This window comes from Actinoplanes campanulatus (genome assembly GCF_014647795.1).
GTDB classification, from domain to species: Bacteria; Actinomycetota; Actinomycetes; order Mycobacteriales; family Micromonosporaceae; genus Actinoplanes; species Actinoplanes campanulatus.
Genome location: NZ_BMPW01000002.1, coordinates 466,823 through 483,506 on the forward strand (window position 1 = coordinate 466,823; position 16,684 = coordinate 483,506).

Sequence of the window (16,684 nt, forward strand, 5' to 3'; positions counted from 1 at the left end):
TGTTCATGCCGGGCTGACAGCGAGCCACAGGGCATTCAAAGACTCCGGTGTTTGCATGGCGGGGCAAACCCCACCGAGCGGCATATCGGAGGACAGATGACGACCTATCAAGGGCGCCCCCTACCCCATCCCGAGGAGGAGGTGTTCGACCAGGGCCTCGGCTTCGACATGGGCACCCTGATGGGCCGGCGGAAGCTCCTGCGGGCCTTCGGTGTCGGCGCGCTCACTCTCGGCGTGGCCGCCTGCACCTCCACGACCTCCGCGGCGCCGCAATCCACGTCCGCGGCCACCGTCGACTCGTCGGAGATCCCGGACGAGACGGCGGGACCCTATCCGGGTGACGGCTCGAACGGGCCGGACGTGCTGGAGCAGAGCGGCATCGTCCGCAGCGACATCCGGTCCAGCTTCGGCGACGCGAAGGGTACGGCCGAGGGCGTGCCGATGACGCTGGAGCTGACCATCCAGGACCTCGCCAACGGCGGGGCGGCCTTCGCCGGGGTGGCGGTCTACGTCTGGCACTGCGACCGGGCCGGCCTCTACTCGATGTACTCCGAAGGGGTCACCGAGGAGAACTACCTGCGGGGCGTGCAGATCGCCGACGACTCCGGGAAGGTGACGTTCACCAGCATCTTCCCGGCCTGCTACACCGGGCGGTGGCCGCACGTCCACTTCGAGGTCTACCCGGACCAGGCCGGCATCACCGACAGCACCAAGGCCATCGCGACGTCCCAGGTAGCCATCCCGAAAGAGCACTGCGACACGGTCTACCAGGAGAAGGGGTACGAGGCCTCGGTCACCAACCTGGCCCAGCTCACCCTGGAGACCGACAACGTCTTCGGTGACGACGCGGGCGCCGAGCAGCTCGGGACCGTCACCGGTGACGTGAGCGGTGGGTACACCGTGGCGCTGACCGTCGGGGTGGACACCACCACGACTCCCGCCGGTGGGGGCGCGCCTCCCGGTGGCGGTGCGCCTCCCGGTGGTGGCACTCCGCCGAGCGGTCCGCCGCCCGCCTGATCGATCCGTCTCATCCCTCCGGGGTGACGACCGAACAGGACGTCTTCGGCAGGGTGGGCCCATGGCACGCTCAGAGCGCCCCGGAGGCGTGGTCTCCCTCATCGGTCTTCTGCTGGCCATCGGCGGCGGTGTTCTCCTCGTCGCCGGCGTGGCCACGTACGTGGTGGTCAGCACCACCCTGTCGGATCAGCACATCACGGTGTCCGAGGATGCCGACAACTTCGCCGGCGAGCACGTCGACCAGCCATGGGAGGCGTACGCGGAGGCCGACGTCATCGCCGAGCACGCCTCCGAGATGGCGGACGGCAAGACCTACGCCGAACTGCCCCGCGACGATCCGCGCCGCGAGTCGGTGATGACGGCCTCCTTCCTCCAGGCCTCGCTCTTCACCTCGGTGGTGGCGTTCGGGGTGGCGGCGCTCGCGGCCGGCATCGGCATCCTCTTCACCCTGACCGGCATCTCGCTGCGCCGCGTCGCCCGGGCGCCGGCCCCGTGACCGGTGCGGGGTCAGAGGATCTTCGTGCCGTACATCTGGCCCAGCGGGTCGGCGATCAGCTCGATGCGGGCGCCGTCCGGGTCGCGGAAGTAGACCGAGACGCCGCTGTGCACGGTGTGCTCGACACCCGCGTCGGTGAGCCGCTGGATCAGCTCGGTCCAGCGGTCCCGGGCCACCGAGATGGCCATGTGGTGCAGGCCGCCCAGCACTTCGGCGTAGGGGCCCAGGTCGAGGCCGGGCAGGTCGAAGAAGGCCAGCAGGTTGCTGTTGCCGATGTCGAAGAAGAAGTGTGACGAGCCGGGGTAGTCCCGGTTCTCGATCAGCTCGGTCAACGGGAAACCGAGCAGATCCTGGTAGAAGCGGACGGTTCGCTCCACGTCGCCGCTGATCAGGGCGGTGTGGTGCAGGCCGCGGGCGGTGGAGGGTGGCCGTTCGGCGGTGAGCCGCAGATGCTCGTCGCGGATGCGGTGGCGGGCGGCTTCGAGGGCGGCGAGGTCGGTCATTCCTGGATCTTGCGCTGCTCAGGGCCGTGCCGACCGGCGGATGGCCGACATTGGGCAGTCTTCGTGAAATTATCACCGCGGCGGTTCCGGAAACGGTTCGGACTCTTGACAGATAATCCACGGCGGTGGATGAATGTGTTCGACCCTGTTCGTCTTTGCGGGGTTCCGGTGTTCTCCCGGTTCATATTCGTTCGGCCCGTCCCCGTCCGTCTCCAGCGCCGCGGACCGGCCCGCGACCCGACGGTCGTGCGCCGGGCCTTCGGTGTGCCCGTTCCCGAGGAAGTCCGATGCGCCGATCCGTCGTACGGCCGCTCGTGGCCCGTGCCCTCGCCGCCCTGACCCTGGGCGCGAGCGTGCTCGTGGCCACCGCCGCGCCCGCCGCGGCCGTCGTCCCCAAGACGCCGCCGCTCAGCACGCCGTGGACCAGCCAGGTGTCCACCACCAACCCGCTGCCGGAGTACCCGCGACCCCAGATGACCCGCCCCGACTGGCAGTCGCTGAACGGGGAGTGGCAGTTCCTCAACCCGGCGACCGACAGCGCCGGCAACGTCAACCGCAACGCCGCGCCGCCGATCGGGCAGACCCTGCCGGAGCGGATCCTGGTGCCGTACCCGGTGGAGTCCGCCCTCTCCGGGATCATGCGCAACGACAACCGTGACCTGATGTTCTACCGGCGCACCTTCACCGTCCCGGCCGGGTGGGCCGGCCGCCGCGTCCAGCTGCACTTCGGCGCGGTCGACTACGAGGCCACCGTCTGGGTCAACGGCACCCAGGTGGCCACCCACAAGGGCGGCTACGACCGGTTCGAGGTGGACGTCACGCCGCAGCTCAACGGCGGTACCAACGAGATCGTCGTGCGCGTCTACGACCCCACCGACGGGCGTGGCGAGAAGCAGCCGATCGGCAAGCAGACCAACAACCCGAGCGGCATCTTCTACACGCCCGTCTCCGGCATCTGGCAGACCGTCTGGCTCGAGCCGACCCCGGTTTCGTCGATCTACTCGGTCGACATCTATCCCAACATCACCAACAACACCGTTCGGGTACGGGTATTCGCGCGCGGAAACGTGCAGGGGCACAGCGTGCTCGCCGAATCGATGACCGGAACCACCGTGGTCGGCACCGCGACCGGCGGCTTCACCGACTTCACCGTGCCGGTGCCGAACGCCCGCCGCTGGTCGCCCGACGACCCGTACCTCTACAACCTGCGGGTGTCCCTGCGGAACAGCGCGGGAACCACGGTCGACCAGGTCACCAGCTACTTCGGCATGCGTGAGGTGGGCACCAAGCTGGTCAACGGCGTGCTGCGGCCCACCCTCAACGGCGAGTTCGTCTTCCAGGCCGGCACCCTCGACCAGGGCTACTGGCCGGACGGTCTCTACACCGCCCCCACCGACGCGGCCCTCCAGTTCGACCTCCAGAAACACAAGGACCTGGGCTTCAACATGGTCCGCAAGCACATCAAGGTGGAACCGGCCCGCTGGTACTACCACGCCGACCGCCTCGGCCTGCTCGTCTGGCAGGACATCCCGTCCACCCCGCCGTTCGACGCCAACCGGACGGCCGCGCAGATCGCCCAGTTCGAGACCGAGGCCCGGGAGATCATCGACGAGCACCGGTTCTCGCCGGCCGTGGTCACCTACGTGCCGTTCAACGAGGGGTGGGGCGAGTGGAACCTCACCGACACCCAGCGGGTCACCCGTGACCTGGAGGCCTACGACCCGACCCGCCTCATGAACCCGCACAGCGGCTACAACTGCTGCGCCTCCAAGGGCGACCCCGGCACCGGCGACATCATCGACTGGCACATCTACACCGGACCGGACGCGCCCCGGCCCAGCGCCACCCGGGTGTCGATCCTCGGCGAGTTCGGCGGGCTCGGGCTGCGCACGCCGGGGCACGAGTACAGCCCCAACGGACAATTCTTCGCGTACGAGCAGATGTCCAGCGCGGCGCACCTCAACGACCGGTTCACCGGCATGATCCGGGACTCGCAGCGGCTGATGACCGGCAAGGGGCTGTCCGGGTTCGTCTACACCGAGATCACCGACGTGGAGGGGGAGTACAACGGGCTGCTCACCTACGACCGGCAGATCCAGAAGGTGGACACCGCACAGGTGCGGGCGGCGCTGACCGACCTGATCCGGGCGTCCCGCAACCAGAACGCGGCGGTCCCGCTCACCCTCGGGCACGTGCGGTCGTTCCAGGTCACCACGGCCGGGCACACCGACCGGTATCTGCGGCACTCGGACTCGCTCGCGCGTACCGACGTGATCAGTGGGGACTCCGCCCGGCAGGACGCGTCGTTCCGGACCGTCGCGGGGCTCGCCGATCCGCGCTGCCACTCGTTCGAGTCGGTCAACTTCCCGGGCCGCTACCTGCGGCACGCGTCCGGGCGGGTGCGGATCGACGCGAACACCGGTGGAAGCTTCGCCGCCGACGCCACCTGGTGCGGCCGGCCCGGACTGGCCGCCGGTGGCACGTCGTTCGAGTCGTTCAACTACCCCGGGTCGTACCTGCGGCACCAGTCGGACACCGTCTACCTGGCCGCCAACGACGGGTCGGCGCTGTTCGCGGCCGACGCCACCTGGAACGTCTCGAACCCGGCCCTGTGGCGCAGTTCGGTGCTCCTGCCCTACGACGTACGGCGGTCGCTCCAGGTCACCACGTGGGGCTTCACCGACCGTTACCTGCGGCACGCCGACAGCCTCGGCTGGACCGAACCGGTGACCGCCGGCAGCTCCGCCCTGCTCAAGGCGGACGCCACGTTCACGCTGCGCCGCGGGCTGGCCGACCCGTCCTGCTACACCTTCGAGTCGGTCAACTTCCCCGGCCAGTACCTGCGCCACGCCTCCAGCCGGATCCGCCTGGCCGCCAACGACGGGTCGGCGCTCTTCGCCGGTGACGCCACCTTCTGCGCCCGGCCCGGCCTGGGTGGCGCCGGCGTCACCTTCGAGTCGATCAACTTCCCGGGCAGCTTCCTGCGCCACTTCGACGCCCAGGTCTGGATCGCCTCCGGCGCCGGAACCGGCTCCGACCGCCCGATGACCCTGTCCGCCGACAGCTCCTGGACCGTAGCCAACCCCTGGACCCCGTAACCGATCCCGCCCGACCCCTCACGGCCAGCCGCCCCTTTGCGGCTGGCCGTGAGTGCTGTCTCCGGCCTGTCGCGACAGCTCTCAGGGCCGGCCGCTTCCTTCCGATCGGGTGATTCGACGGGCGGGGTGGTGGCCGCGCGCATAGGGTCCGGGCATGGACGCGCGGGGAGCGAGAGCCCACGTCGCTCGGATGGTGGGTAACACCACGATGTTCGTGGGCCTGCTGATCGCTCTGCTGGAGGCGTGGGTCGGTATCGGGCCGTCGATCGGGCCGTGGGTGTTCGCGGGACTGTTCGTGATCATCGGGGTCGGGCTGCGGCTCGAAGCGGCGATCCTCGACCGCCACTGATCACTGACCGGAGGGTGAGTTCCGCTCACGCCGCAGCGGGCCCCGCGGCCGTGCGCCGCGATCAGGTGGCGGACAGCCACGGGAGGTGTGGCCGCGGTCGGGGTGCTCACGTCCGTACCGGAAAGGGAAGCGGGAGAGGGTCGCCGAGGTCGCGTTTGCGCGGGTCATCGGGTCGGGGGAAACCGGAACCGCAAGAGTCTTTTCGGGCTGGTCCCAGGAGCGTGTCCGAGCGGTAAAATGGACGCTCATGGGAGCGCTCCCAAGGCGCTTCCATGCCGACCGGCGGAGGGCCGGGCGGGACCGACGGCGACGGTGGAGGACCTGTTGCGCTACGGGTATTTCGACGATGAGCAGCGTGAGTACGTCATCGACAGGCCGGATACGCCGTTGCCGTGGATCAATTACCTCGGCACGGACGCGTATTTCGGCATCGTGTCCAACACGGCGGGTGGCTACTCCTTCTACCGTGACGCCAAACTGCGGCGGCTGACCCGCTACCGCTACAACAACGCGCCCCTCGACGTGGGCGGACGGTACGTGTACGTGCGCGACGACGCGACCGGCGACTACTGGTCGCCCTCCTGGCAGCCGACGCCGGAGCGGGAACTGGACGGATACGAGTGCCGGCACGGGCTGTCCTACACGAAGATCGGCTCGGCGCGGAACGGGATCCGTGCCGAGACGCTGTACTTCGCGCCGCTGGGGGAGACCCTCGAGGTCTGGCGGGTGCGGGTCACCAACGAGCGGACCGAGAGCGCCGAGGTGTCACTCTTCTCGGCGATCGAGTTCTGTCTCTGGGACGCCCAGGACGACAGCACCAACTTCCAGCGCAACTACTCGATCGGCCAGGTCGAGGTGGTCGACGAGGTGATCTACCACAAGACGGAGTACCGCGAACGCCGCGACCACTTCGCCTATTTCGCCTGCTCGGAGCCGCTCGCCGGGTTCGACACGCAGCGTGAGTCGTTCCTCGGCGCATACCGCGGCTGGGACCGCCCGGCCGTCGTCGAGGCCGGCGCGGCGAAGGACTCGATCGCGCACGGCTGGCAGCCGGTGGGCAGCCACCACGTGCGGCTGGCGCTCGAGCCGGGCGAGACCCGCGAGGTGATCTTCGTGCTCGGCTACGCCGAGAACCCGAAGGACGACAAGTTCGACCCGCCGGGCTCGCAGACCGTCAACAAGACCCGCGTCCGGCCGGTCATCGAGCGCTGGTTGCGCTCCGAGACCGTCGAGAAGGGGTACGCGGACCTGCGCGCCTACTGGGACGGGCTCCTCGGTGGGCTGAGCGTGACCACCCCGGACGGCGACACCGACCGCATGGTCAACATCTGGAACGCCTACCAGTGCCTGGTCACCTTCAACATGAGCCGCTCGGCGTCGGGTTACGAGTCGGGGATCGGCCGGGGCATGGGCTTCCGGGACTCCAACCAGGACCTGCTCGGGTTCGTGCACATCCTGCCGGAGCGGGCCCGGGAGCGGATCCTGGACATCGCCGCCACCCAGAAGGCGGACGGCGGCGCCTACCACCAGTACCAGCCGCTGACCAAGCGCGGGAACAACGACATCGGCGACGGCTTCAACGACGACCCGCTGTGGCTGATCCTGGGCGTGGCGGCGTACCTGAAGGAGACCGGCGACCTGGCGTTCCTCGACGAGCCGGTGCCGTTCGACAACGAGCCCGGCAGCGAGGCCCCGCTCTACGAGCACCTGCGGCGGTCGCTGCGCTACACCCTGGACCGGCTCGGCCCGCACGGGCTGCCGCTGATCGGCCGCGCCGACTGGAACGACTGCCTCAACCTGAACTGCTTCTCGGACACCCCGGGCGAGCCGTTCCAGACGACCGAGAACGCGTCCGGCGGGGTCGCCGAGTCGGTGTTCATCGCCGGGCTGTTCGTGCTGGCGGCCAAGGAACTGGCCGGGATCGCGGCGCTGCGCGGGCAGGACGGCGAGGAGGTCGTCTACCGGGCGGCGGCCGAGAAGATGGCCGGCACGGTCACCGAGCACGGGTGGGACGGGGCCTGGTTCCGGCGGGCGTACGACTTCTACGGCAACGTGATCGGCTCCGGCGAGAACGACGAGGGGCAGATCTTCATCGAGCCGCAGGGCATGTGCGTGCTCGGCGGGGTCGGCCTGGAGGACGGGCTGGCGGCGCGGGCACTGGACAGTGTGGCCGAGCGGCTGGCCACCCCGCACGGCATCGTGCTCCAGCAGCCGGCCTACTCGGGGTACCGGATCGAGCTGGGGGAGATCTCCTCGTACCCGCCGGGCTACAAGGAGAACGCCGGCATCTTCTGCCACACCAACCCGTGGATCATGATCGCCGAGACGATGGTCGGCAACGGGGACCGGGCGTTCGACTACTACCGGCGGCTCAACCCGTCGGCCCGGGAGGCGATCAGCGAGGTGCACCGCTGTGAGCCGTACATCTACGCCCAGATGATCGCCGGTAAGGACGCGCCGACCCACGGCGAGGCCAAGAACTCCTGGCTGACCGGCACCGCGGCGTGGAACTTCGTGGCCATCACCCAGTGGATCCTGGGCATCCGGCCGGACTTCGGCGGCCTGCGGATCGACCCGGTGCTGCCCGGTGGATGGCCCGGCTTCGAAGCGGTTCGATCGTTCCGCGGCGCCACCTACGAGATCAGCGTGCGGGGGACCGGCCGGGTCACCCACCTGCTGGTCGACGGCGAGCGGGTCGAGGGCAACCTGATCCCGCCGGCCGCGCCGGGCGCCGTGGTCAGGGTCGAGGCGATCGCCACCGCATGAGTGACGGGGTTCGGCCGGCGCACCGCCGGCCGAACCCTCAGCGGGGCAGTCGCAGGCCGGACATGCCGCCGTCGACCGCCAGGGACATCCCGGTGGTCGCGCCGGCCGCCGGGCCCGCCAGGTAGAGGATCGCGTCGGCCACCTCGTCCGCGGTGACCAGCCGCCCGGTCGGCTGCCGGGCGGCCAGCCGCGCCTTCTCACCCTCCGGATCATCGGTACGCGCGAGCAGCCGCCCCACCCACGGCGTGTCCACCGTGCCCGGCGCGACGCAGCACACCCGGATCCCCTCGCCCACCAGGTCGGCGGCCATCGCCAGGGTGAGCGCGTGCACCGCGCCCTTGGACGCCGAGTAGAGGGCCCGCTGCACCAGCCCCGCGGTGGCGGCGATCGACGACAGGTTGACGATCACCGCGTGCCGGCTGCGCCGCAGGTACGGCAGCGCGGCCCGGCTGGCCCGCGCCACCCCGGTCACGTTGACGTCCAGCACCCGCGCCCACTCGTCGTCGCCGTTGCCCTCGACCGGCCCGACCGAGCTGATCCCGGCGCTGTTGACCAGGATGTCGATGCCCCCGTGGACGGCGGCGATCTCGGCCATCGCCGCCTCCAGGGAGGCTCCGTCGCGGACGTCGGCCGTCACGATGCCCGGCCCGGGGGTCAGGTCGACGGCGCCGACCTTCGCGCCGGCCTCGGCGAACCGCCGCACGCAGGCCGCCCCGATCCCGGAGCCGCCGCCGGTGACGACGGCGACCAGGCCGTTCACCCTTTCACCCCGCTGCGTTGTCGGCCCAGCCCGTCGATCTCGGTCTCCACCACGTCACCCGGTCGCAGGTACGGGAACCGCCCGGACAGGGCCACCCCCTGCGGCGTTCCGGTGTTGATCAGATCCCCCGGTTCGAGGACGGTGAACTGGGACAGGTGCCAGATCAGGAACCCGACGTCGAAGATCATGTCGGCGGTGCTGGAGTCCTGCCGGGGCTCGCCGTTCACCCACGACCGCAGCCGCAGCGGGAAGGTCAGCTCGTCCGGCGTGACGAGCCACGGCCCGAGCGGGTTGAAGGTCTCGCACGACTTGCCCTTGGACCACTGCCCGCCGGAGCGCTCCAGCTGGTACTCGCGTTCGGACACGTCGTTGACCACCACGTACCCGGCCACGCAGGCCATCGCCTCGGACGGGGAGGCCAGATAGCGGGCCGTCCGGCCGATCACCACGCCCAGCTCGACCTCCCAGTCGGTCCGCGTGGACCCCGGCGGCAGCAGGATGTCGTCCTCCGGCCCGGCCACCGTGTTCGGCGCCTTGTAGAAGATGATCGGCTCATCCGGCGGCGCGGCGCCCGACTCGGCCGCGTGGGCCGCGTAGTTCTGCCCGACACAGAGGATCACTCCCGGCCGGGCGATCGGTGGGCCGACCCGTCCACCGTCCACGTAGGCCGGGGGCAGCGCGGCCGGATCGCCCTGGTAACCGCCGGACGCCAGGAACGGCGCGTCGATGTCGGCGGTCACCGAGGACAGGTCGTAAAGCGCTCCCCCAGAGGACAGGATCGGGCGTTCCGCGCCGGGTGGGCCCACCCGCAGGTATCTCAACACAGCTCCCATCGTCGGTTCACGGCACCGGCACCTCGGGGTCGAGCAACCACGCGGCGACCAGGTCACGCCAGAGGCCGCCGGGGATCTTCACCGACGCCATCGCCGCGGCGTCCGCGGCCTCCTCCGGCGAGCGCATGCCGACCAGCACCGACGCGACCGCCGGGTGGCCGAGCGGGAACTGCAGGGCCGCGGCGCGCAGGGGCACGTCGTACCGGTCGCAGAGTCGCTCCATGGCCTGCGCGCGGGCGATCACGTTGGGCGCGGCGGGCCGGTAGTCGTAGGTGGCGCCGGGCACCGGATCGGCCAGCACACCCGAGTTGTAGACACCGCCGACGATCACCGAGACGCCGCGCCGCTCGCACTCCGGCAGCAGGTCGGCCAGCCCGGACTGGTCCAGCAGCGAATAGCGCCCGGCCAGCAGGAAGCAGTCGAACTGGCCGGTCCGGGCGAACGCGGTGAGCATCGCCGACCGGTTCATCCCGGCGGACACCGCCCCGATCACGCCCTCCCGCCGCAGCCGCACCAGGGCCGGCAGCGCCTCGCCGGCGGCCGCCTCGAAATGGTCGTCCGGATCGTGCAGATGCAGCACGTCGATCCGGTCCACGCCCAGGCGTTCCCGGCTCTCGTGCAACGACGAATACACCCCGTTGGCGGAGAAGTCCCAGGTCAGCACGGTCTGGTCGGCCTCGGCCCAGATGTCGGCCGGATCCGGGCGGCCGGGCGCCAGACGGCGGCCGACCTTGGTGGCGAGCGTGTAGCCATCGCGCGGGCGCTCCCGCAGGGCGGTGCCGGCCCGCCGTTCGGAGAGGCCCGCGCCGTACAGCGGGGCGGTGTCGAAGAAGCGCACCCCACGCTTCCAGGCCTCGTCGACGGCGGCCACCGCGGTCCGGTCGCCGACCGCCGAATACAGGCCACCGATCGGCGCCAGCCCCATTCCGAGCCGGGTGACGGTGACATCGGTGCCGCCCAGCGACACCCTCGCGAACGGATCCACGGAACGGGGTCCTCTCATAGATCCGACGGGATCTACCGAACTGTTTAATGCTTGTCGATGCGGTAGTCAAACACCGACATAGAGTCATCATCTGTGAACAGTTCGATGATCTTGGGGGCGGCCGGCATCCTCGCCGCGGCCGCCCTGGCACAGGCGGCCACCGGTTTCGGCTTCTCCCTGCTGGCGGTTCCCCTCCTGGGACTGGTGGCCGGACCGGTGGACGCGGTCGTCGGCTCGTCCGTGCTGGCCTGCCTCATCAACGCGGTCGCGGTGGCCCGTGACCACGGCGCGGTACGGTGGCGGACGGCCCGCACCGTGCTCGCCGCCGGCCTGGCCGGGCTGCCGTTCGGGCTGCTGCTGCTCACCGTTCTCCCGGCCCGGTCGCTGACCGTCCTGATCGCGTTCTGCGTGCTCGCCGGCGCCGCCGCCATCTGGCGTGGCCTGCGGATCCGCGGCGGCCGGGCCGCCATGCTGACCTCCGGGTTCGTCTCCGGCCTGCTGACCACGGCGACCGGCGTCAACGGCCCGCCGATGGCCGCCGCGTTCAGCGCCATGGGCCTGCCGCCCCGGCAGTTCCGGGCCACCCTCGCCGCCATCTTCATGGTGGTCGGCCCGCTCGGCGTCGCCGGGTTCGTGCTGGCCGGCCAGTTCACCACCCGGGCCGGCGTCATCGCGCTGGCCGGGCTGCCCGCGGTCGTGGGCGGCTGGTGGGCCGGTGACCGGCTCTTCGCCCGGCTCACCGACCCGGTCCTGTTCCGCCGGGTGGTGCTGGCCGCGCTGTGCGTGGCATCGTTGATCACTCTGGCCCGGGCCGCGACGGCCTGACATCGGTGGTGGAGGTGCGCGTTTCGCTTCCGCTTCTTTTCCGGTACGCGTGACGTCGTCCCGCCACAGCCCTCCGTCCCGTCCGGTCGGCGCGCTTGCTGCCCGCTCCCGCCTGTGCCGCCCCGCCGGGCGTAGATCGGTGGCGAGTGGGTGCACACGTTCGGGTTGTCGAAGCCGCGGTGGGCGCACACGCAGGTCGCCACGTGCGCGGCCACCACCGCTGTAGGCCCTGGAGGCGACCACGAAATCGCCGGCGTGACGGCCGGGAGTGGGCAGCCGGGAGCCTGGTGAGCCGCACCGTGACCTCGACCACCAGAGACCTCTAGCGGAGGCCGGGCAGCACCTTGGCGCCGAACGTCTCGATGAACGGCATCAGGTCCTGGCCCACGTGGTGCAGGTAGATCCGGTCGAACCCGAGATCGGCGTACCCGCGCAGCAGTTCGGTGTGCCGGTCCAGGTCGGCGGAGATGTTCACGACCCGCGCCACCTGGTCGACGGTCACGTGCTCGGAGACCACGTCGAACTCCTCGGCGGTGGCCAGATCCCAGCAGACCGGCGGGTCGAAACAGTTGCTCCGCCACTGGTCGAGGGCGATCGCCTCGGCCTCCGCCTCGGTCGGCGCCCAGCTCAGGTGCACCTGGAGACAGAGCGGGCCGCGCCCGCCGGCCGTCCGGTACGCCGCGATGATCTCGCGGAGGCGCGGCTCCGGGGCGTTGACCGTGACCAGCCCGTCGGCCCACTCCGCGCACCAGCGGGCGGTCGCCACGCTGACCGCCGCGCCGATCAGGGGCGGCGGCGTCTCCGGGCGGGTCCACAGTCGCGCCCGGTCGACGGTGACCAGCCCGTCCCGGGACACCTCCGCACCGCCGAGCAGGTCGCGGATGACGTCGGCGCACTCGCGCAGCCGGGCGTTGCGGACCTCCTTGCGCGGCCACCGGCCGCCGGTGATGTGCTCGTTGCTGAACTCGCCGCTGCCCAGCGCCGCCCAGAACCGGCCGGGGAACATGCTGCCCAGGGTGCCGATCGCCTGCGCGACGATCGCCGGGTGGTAGCGCTGGCCGGGCGCGGTCACCACCCCGAACGACAGGTTGGTGGCCTGGAGCGCGGCGCCCAGCCAGGACCAGGCGAAACCGGACTGGCCCTGGCGGGCGCTCCACGGCGAGAAGTGGTCGGAACACATCGCGGCGGCGAACCCGGCGCGTTCGGCGGCGACGACCGCCTCCAGAAGCGCGCCGGGCGGGATCTGCTCGTGTGAGGCGTGGATGCCGTACTCCGTCATGGGAGTACCGGTACCCACTATTCCGGCGCGACGACCAGGATTCCCAGGCACATCTCGTCGCTGGTGCCCTCGCCCCACACCACGTACCGGGAGGGCAGCGTCTTCAACTGCGGCAGCTGCTTGCGCAGCGTGGCGTCGTGGGTGCAGGTCACCCGGACCACGTCACCCTTGGCGATCTGCAAGGGCTTTTTCAGCGGTACGAGCGCCTGGTTGTCGAAGTTGTACTGTGGCACGTCGAGGACCGTCTGGGCCCTGGCCGTTCCCGGGTTCAGCTCGATTTTGATCGACCGGCCCAGCAGATGCATGTGCCCGGCCGCCATGTACACCGTGCCGCCCTGCTCGATCGGCTGGTCACAGCTCTGGGTGGTGCCGGGCTTCGGCGCGCCGCCCTGGTTGCACCACTGATCGAGCTGGTGCACCGTCTCGGCGGACTCCGGCCCGAACCGCTTGGCGACGTCGGCGATCGCGGCCTCCCGGTCGCACAGCGGGCCGGTGCCGCCGGGCTCGCAGGGCAGTTCGATCGGCGCCATGACCAGGCCGGTGGCCAGCGGCTTCAGGTTCGCGCCGGCGGCCGACAGGCGCATCTGCATGCCGGACGTGTCGGATCCCGGCCCGCCGTCGCCGGCGCCCAGCAGGTTGTAATGGATCTGCATGACGAGCTTGCTGCCGGGCGGCATCTCGAAGCCGAAGCCGTCCGGCATCAGGGTCTCGCCGGCGCCCGGCGCCCAGTGCGCCACCCAGGCGGTCTCGCCCTGCACCCCGCTGTCGCCGAAGCAGGTCCAGCCTTCGCCGGGCGCCTCGGCGTCCACCGACGCGGCGGCCTTGGCCTGCTCCGGGTTGAGCCGGTAGAAGATCGCGTGGTGCACGATCGCCGCGTTCTGCGGCAGGAACCGGCTGCCGGTCAGGTACGCCGGCTCGGTCAGCCCCGGGTCGACGAGGAAGCACCGGTACTCGTCGGTGCCACCGTTCGGCGCGGCCGGAGAATACGGTTGGGTCAGGCCCACCTCGACGAACCGCTCGCCCTCCCGCAGCGGGGTGGGCGGCGGCGCCGAACCGGTGCTGTGCCCGGTGTGCGGGGCGGCCGACGGTGGCGCCGCCACCGGCTCGGGCTCGGAGCCGCACGCGGCGAGCAGCAGCACACCGGCGAGCGCGGTGACGACGGCGGGACGGGCGAACCTCATTGCGGGCCTCCCTCGGCCAGGCGACGAGATGCGCCCAATCCTTCCAAGCGTCAGCAGGTCTCGCATATCCGTGGGAACCCGGAGGATACCCACGAATCGATCATCAGGGTCCGGTCGAGACCTCGACTGAGGTGGGTGCCGGGTACACCGGTGCCTGTTCCACCCCGCCGTCGGACCGGACCGCGAACATGACGAAACCGCAGAACAGGATCACGGTGCCGATCACCGCCGCCACGATGGTCAGGACCAGCCACGGGAACCGGCGCGGGGGAGCGGCCTGGTACGGCGGCAGCGGGGCGGCGGGCACCCGGGGCAGGTCGGTCTGGGTGTCGGCGGCCGCCACGATGCTCTCCGGGTCGCCGAGGCGGTCCAGGATCGTACGGATCTCGGCCTCGGTCTCCGCCCCGGACTCGGCCCGCGCGATGTCGATGTGCTCGCGCAGGTCGGCGAGCAGCTCCTCGCGCCGCCCGGCGGGCAGGCCGGCCGCGGCCCGCCCGACCCGGGCCAGGTAATCGGCGACCAACTGGTCGGTCTGGGTCATCACTTGCTCTCCGTTCCCAGGATGCGGTCGACGCCGCTGCGGAAGGCGACCCACTCGGTGCGGAAGTGGGTGAGAGCCGCCTCGCCGTCCGATGTGAGGGTGTAGTAGCGCCGGGGCGGCCCGGCGGGCGCCTCGCGCCAGGTGGTCGCGATCCTCCCGTTGCGCCGCAGGCGGGACAACAGGGGATACATCGTCCCCTCGCTGGTGGACATGCCGAGGGCCCCACTGAGGTGCTGCACCAACTCGACGCCGTAGAGCTCGCGCTTGTCGAGGAGGGCGAGCACGCAGTACTCAATGGTGCCCCGGCGCAGGGCTGTGGTCAGCGCCGCGTCATCGCTCATGCAGACAAGGTACCTTGCACCGCAAGGTAAGTGCCAGAGAGAAAGGGGGCCGGGCGGCCCCCTTTCGAAATCAGCTGGTGATGCGGAACGTGGCGTCGGCCTTCTCGGTGGTGGTGCTGATCGGGTCGACCCTCAGCAGATAGTTGTAGTGGCGCAGGTAGCGGGTCGGGTAGTTGTACGACTGGAACGACGACCAGGTGCTGTCCGCCAGCCCGGCCACCTGCTTGAACGTCGCGTCCGCGGCGAACGTGGTGGTGCCGTCGTTCGCGGCGAGCTGCCCGTCGTAGCCGTAGTGCCGCAGGTAGTAGCCGGGGTAGTTGACCGACTCGAAGGAGACGTGACCGGAGCTGTTCGCCAGGCCCGGCACGATCCGGAACTGCGAGTCCAGGAGCGGGCTCACGTTGGCGTCGATCCGTACGTCGAAGTTGGAGTGCCGCACGTACCGGGTCTGGTTGTTGTACGACTGGATCCGCTTCAGGGTCGTCGTGCCGCTGCCCCACTTGGCCAGCACCCGGGACTCCTCGGCGGCGGTCAGGTTCAGGATCGAGCCGTGCCGCTTCTTGGTGGTGCCCAGGCTGTAGTCGGTACGGGTGGCGAAGTTCGCGGTGCTGCCCAGGTTGGTGGAGCGCACCGGCATGTACCCGCGGCCGGTCGCGTACTGGTCGACCCACAGGTGCCACTCATTGGCGCCGTTGGTCTGCGCCCACATCGGGCCTTCGACCACGTTGCCGCCGGTGGCGCCGTTGGAGATGCCGAGGTGCTGGAGGTCGCCGATCTTCGTCCAGGCGCCCAGGATCGTGTTGCTGCCCTCGACGGTGATCTGTCCGTCGGCCGAGGCCCGGTAGTAGCGGTAGCCGCCCAGGCTGTTCGCCACCTCGATGATCTGGGTGTCGATGATGCCCTGGCCGGTGCCCCGGTCGATGTAGAGCTGCGGGGCCGTGACGGTCCGGAAGTCGCTGGTCCGCACGTACCAGATCCGGTGCTTGGTCACACCGTTGAGCAGTGAGTTGGTGGCCCAGTAGATGACGTAGTCGTTGGTGGCCGGGTTCCAGATGGCCTCCGGCGCCCACGCGTCACCGGCGCCGGAGATGCCGCCGGCCACGTTGATCAGTCGCGGCACCGACCAGTTGACCAGGTCGGTGGACTCCCAGACGACCAGGTTCTTGCTGCCCTTGCTGGACGCGTCACCCCAGGAGGTGCCGCTGGCGATGCGCAGGTCGGTGGCGATGATCCAGTACTTGTCGCCGTTGGGGGAGCGGACGATCGCGGGGTCGCGGACGCCCTTGGTGCCGACCGTGGAGAGCAGCACCGGGCCGCCGCCGTTGAGGTCGGTCCAGTTGCGACCGTCTTTGCTGTGTGCCAGGTAGATCTGCTCGCCCTGGCTGGACTCCCCGATGAAGTGGGCCATCAGGTAGCCGGTGAACGGGTCGAGGGCGCTGGCGGGAGCGGCCAGGCCGGCGAGGAGGAGGACGAGGGTGGCGAGGAACGTGCTGATGCGGGTGAGGACTCTGGGCATCAGATCTCCGAAAATGTTAGCGCTAACGCTACGGGGGAATGTTTCGAAGTGTTGATGCCCGTAACTTCATTGTCAAGAAGTCAGCACTCGGTGACGTTGACGGCCAGTCCGCCCCGGGCCGTCTCCTTGTACTTGTCCTTCATGTCGGCGCCGGTCTCCTTCATGGTCTTGATGACCTTGTCGAGGGAGACGTG

General features: G+C 70.4%; 16 protein-coding genes. 6 read left to right on the forward strand and 10 right to left on the reverse strand.

From position 1 onward, the window contains the following. Positions 1–96 precede the first annotated feature (96 nt). Positions 97–1,017, forward strand: a complete 921-nt coding sequence (locus IEZ13_RS06890) for a dioxygenase family protein (RefSeq protein WP_183217920.1) — start codon at positions 97–99, stop codon at positions 1,015–1,017. A gap of 61 nt (positions 1,018–1,078) precedes the next feature. Continuing rightward, entirely contained in the window at positions 1,079–1,513 is a 435-nt protein-coding gene (locus IEZ13_RS06895; RefSeq protein ID WP_183217922.1) for an aromatic ring-opening dioxygenase LigA, read from the forward strand. Between the two features lie 11 nt (positions 1,514–1,524). Here the strand turns inward: IEZ13_RS06895 and IEZ13_RS06900 are convergent, their stop codons facing one another. Further along, positions 1,525–2,016: a VOC family protein gene (locus IEZ13_RS06900; protein ID WP_183217923.1), complete on the reverse strand. Its 492-nt coding sequence runs from the start codon at positions 2,014–2,016 to the stop codon at positions 1,525–1,527. A gap of 287 nt (positions 2,017–2,303) precedes the next feature. On the opposite strand from IEZ13_RS06900, the gene IEZ13_RS06905 reads away from it, so the two are divergent. The 3 genes from IEZ13_RS06905 to IEZ13_RS06915 all read left to right on the forward strand — a co-directional run bounded on the left by IEZ13_RS06905 (position 2,304) and on the right by IEZ13_RS06915 (position 8,229). Continuing rightward, a complete protein-coding gene (locus IEZ13_RS06905; protein ID WP_183217925.1) occupies positions 2,304–5,114 on the forward strand; it encodes an AbfB domain-containing protein in 2,811 nt (936 codons plus the stop codon). Positions 5,115–5,268: 154 nt separating this feature from the next. After that, the gene (locus tag IEZ13_RS06910; protein ID WP_183217928.1) at positions 5,269–5,463 is read left to right on the forward strand and encodes a hypothetical protein; all 195 of its coding nucleotides are present in this window, start codon (positions 5,269–5,271) and stop codon (positions 5,461–5,463) included. Between the two features lie 312 nt (positions 5,464–5,775). Further along, positions 5,776–8,229, forward strand: a complete 2,454-nt coding sequence (locus tag IEZ13_RS06915; protein ID WP_229794504.1) for a glycoside hydrolase family 94 protein — start codon at positions 5,776–5,778, stop codon at positions 8,227–8,229. A 37-nt stretch (positions 8,230–8,266) separates the two neighbouring features. Here IEZ13_RS06915 and IEZ13_RS06920 read toward each other — a convergent pair whose 3' ends face one another. The 3 genes from IEZ13_RS06920 to IEZ13_RS06930 are packed head-to-tail and all read right to left on the reverse strand — an operon-like array spanning position 8,267 to position 10,807. Then, a complete protein-coding gene (locus IEZ13_RS06920; protein WP_183217930.1) occupies positions 8,267–8,989 on the reverse strand; it encodes an SDR family NAD(P)-dependent oxidoreductase in 723 nt (240 codons plus the stop codon). Further along, positions 8,986–9,813 carry a fumarylacetoacetate hydrolase family protein gene (locus IEZ13_RS06925; RefSeq protein WP_443611880.1) on the reverse strand — a complete coding sequence of 276 codons (828 nt, stop codon included), beginning with the start codon at positions 9,811–9,813 and terminating at the stop codon, positions 8,986–8,988. Before IEZ13_RS06925 ends, IEZ13_RS06920 begins: the two co-directional genes overlap by 4 nt. 16 nt (positions 9,814–9,829) lie before the next feature. Continuing rightward, positions 9,830–10,807 (reverse strand): aldo/keto reductase, encoded by a 978-nt coding sequence (locus tag IEZ13_RS06930; RefSeq protein ID WP_229794505.1) that lies wholly within the window; start codon positions 10,805–10,807, stop codon positions 9,830–9,832. Between the two features lie 93 nt (positions 10,808–10,900). On the opposite strand from IEZ13_RS06930, the gene IEZ13_RS06935 reads away from it, so the two are divergent. Then, complete coding sequence (locus IEZ13_RS06935; RefSeq protein WP_183217933.1) at positions 10,901–11,632, forward strand: sulfite exporter TauE/SafE family protein; 732 nt, start codon at positions 10,901–10,903, stop codon at positions 11,630–11,632. A gap of 322 nt (positions 11,633–11,954) precedes the next feature. Here IEZ13_RS06935 and IEZ13_RS06940 read toward each other — a convergent pair whose 3' ends face one another. The 6 genes from IEZ13_RS06940 to IEZ13_RS06965 form a co-directional block, all read right to left on the reverse strand. Then, complete coding sequence (locus IEZ13_RS06940; protein ID WP_183217935.1) at positions 11,955–12,911, reverse strand: TIGR03885 family FMN-dependent LLM class oxidoreductase; 957 nt, start codon at positions 12,909–12,911, stop codon at positions 11,955–11,957. 17 nt (positions 12,912–12,928) lie between these two features. Further along, positions 12,929–14,092, reverse strand: coding sequence for a monooxygenase (locus IEZ13_RS06945; protein ID WP_183217937.1), 1,164 nt, complete (start codon positions 14,090–14,092; stop codon positions 12,929–12,931). 103 nt (positions 14,093–14,195) lie between these two features. Next, positions 14,196–14,633, reverse strand: coding sequence for an HAAS signaling domain-containing protein (locus IEZ13_RS06950; RefSeq protein ID WP_183217939.1), 438 nt, complete (start codon positions 14,631–14,633; stop codon positions 14,196–14,198). Beyond that, positions 14,633–14,974, reverse strand: coding sequence for a PadR family transcriptional regulator (locus tag IEZ13_RS06955; protein ID WP_183217941.1), 342 nt, complete (start codon positions 14,972–14,974; stop codon positions 14,633–14,635). Before IEZ13_RS06955 ends, IEZ13_RS06950 begins: the two co-directional genes overlap by 1 nt. 70 nt (positions 14,975–15,044) lie before the next feature. Then, a complete protein-coding gene (locus tag IEZ13_RS06960) occupies positions 15,045–16,490 on the reverse strand; it encodes a glycoside hydrolase family 43 protein (RefSeq protein ID WP_183217943.1) in 1,446 nt (481 codons plus the stop codon). An 80-nt stretch (positions 16,491–16,570) separates the two neighbouring features. After that, a partial coding sequence (locus tag IEZ13_RS06965) for an L-serine ammonia-lyase, iron-sulfur-dependent, subunit alpha (protein WP_189285730.1) occupies positions 16,571–16,684 on the reverse strand: 114 nt, incomplete at its 5' end.

What these genes read in the sequence shown, in the direction of transcription:
- IEZ13_RS06945 (WP_183217937.1), bottom strand. Translation starts at nt 14,092, where the DNA reads ATGAGGTTCGCCCGTCCCGCCGTCGTCACCGCGCTCGCCGGTGTGCTG.
- IEZ13_RS06895 (WP_183217922.1), top strand. Translation starts at nt 1,079, where the DNA reads ATGGCACGCTCAGAGCGCCCCGGAGGCGTGGTCTCCCTCATCGGTCTT.
- IEZ13_RS06950 (WP_183217939.1), bottom strand. Translation starts at nt 14,633, where the DNA reads ATGACCCAGACCGACCAGTTGGTCGCCGATTACCTGGCCCGGGTCGGG.
- IEZ13_RS06900 (WP_183217923.1), bottom strand. Translation starts at nt 2,016, where the DNA reads ATGACCGACCTCGCCGCCCTCGAAGCCGCCCGCCACCGCATCCGCGAC.
- IEZ13_RS06955 (WP_183217941.1), bottom strand. Translation starts at nt 14,974, where the DNA reads ATGAGCGATGACGCGGCGCTGACCACAGCCCTGCGCCGGGGCACCATT.
- IEZ13_RS06905 (WP_183217925.1), top strand. Translation starts at nt 2,304, where the DNA reads ATGCGCCGATCCGTCGTACGGCCGCTCGTGGCCCGTGCCCTCGCCGCC.
- IEZ13_RS06910 (WP_183217928.1), top strand. Translation starts at nt 5,269, where the DNA reads ATGGACGCGCGGGGAGCGAGAGCCCACGTCGCTCGGATGGTGGGTAAC.
- IEZ13_RS06960 (WP_183217943.1), bottom strand. Translation starts at nt 16,490, where the DNA reads ATGCCCAGAGTCCTCACCCGCATCAGCACGTTCCTCGCCACCCTCGTC.
- IEZ13_RS06940 (WP_183217935.1), bottom strand. Translation starts at nt 12,911, where the DNA reads ATGACGGAGTACGGCATCCACGCCTCACACGAGCAGATCCCGCCCGGC.
- IEZ13_RS06890 (WP_183217920.1), top strand. Translation starts at nt 97, where the DNA reads ATGACGACCTATCAAGGGCGCCCCCTACCCCATCCCGAGGAGGAGGTG.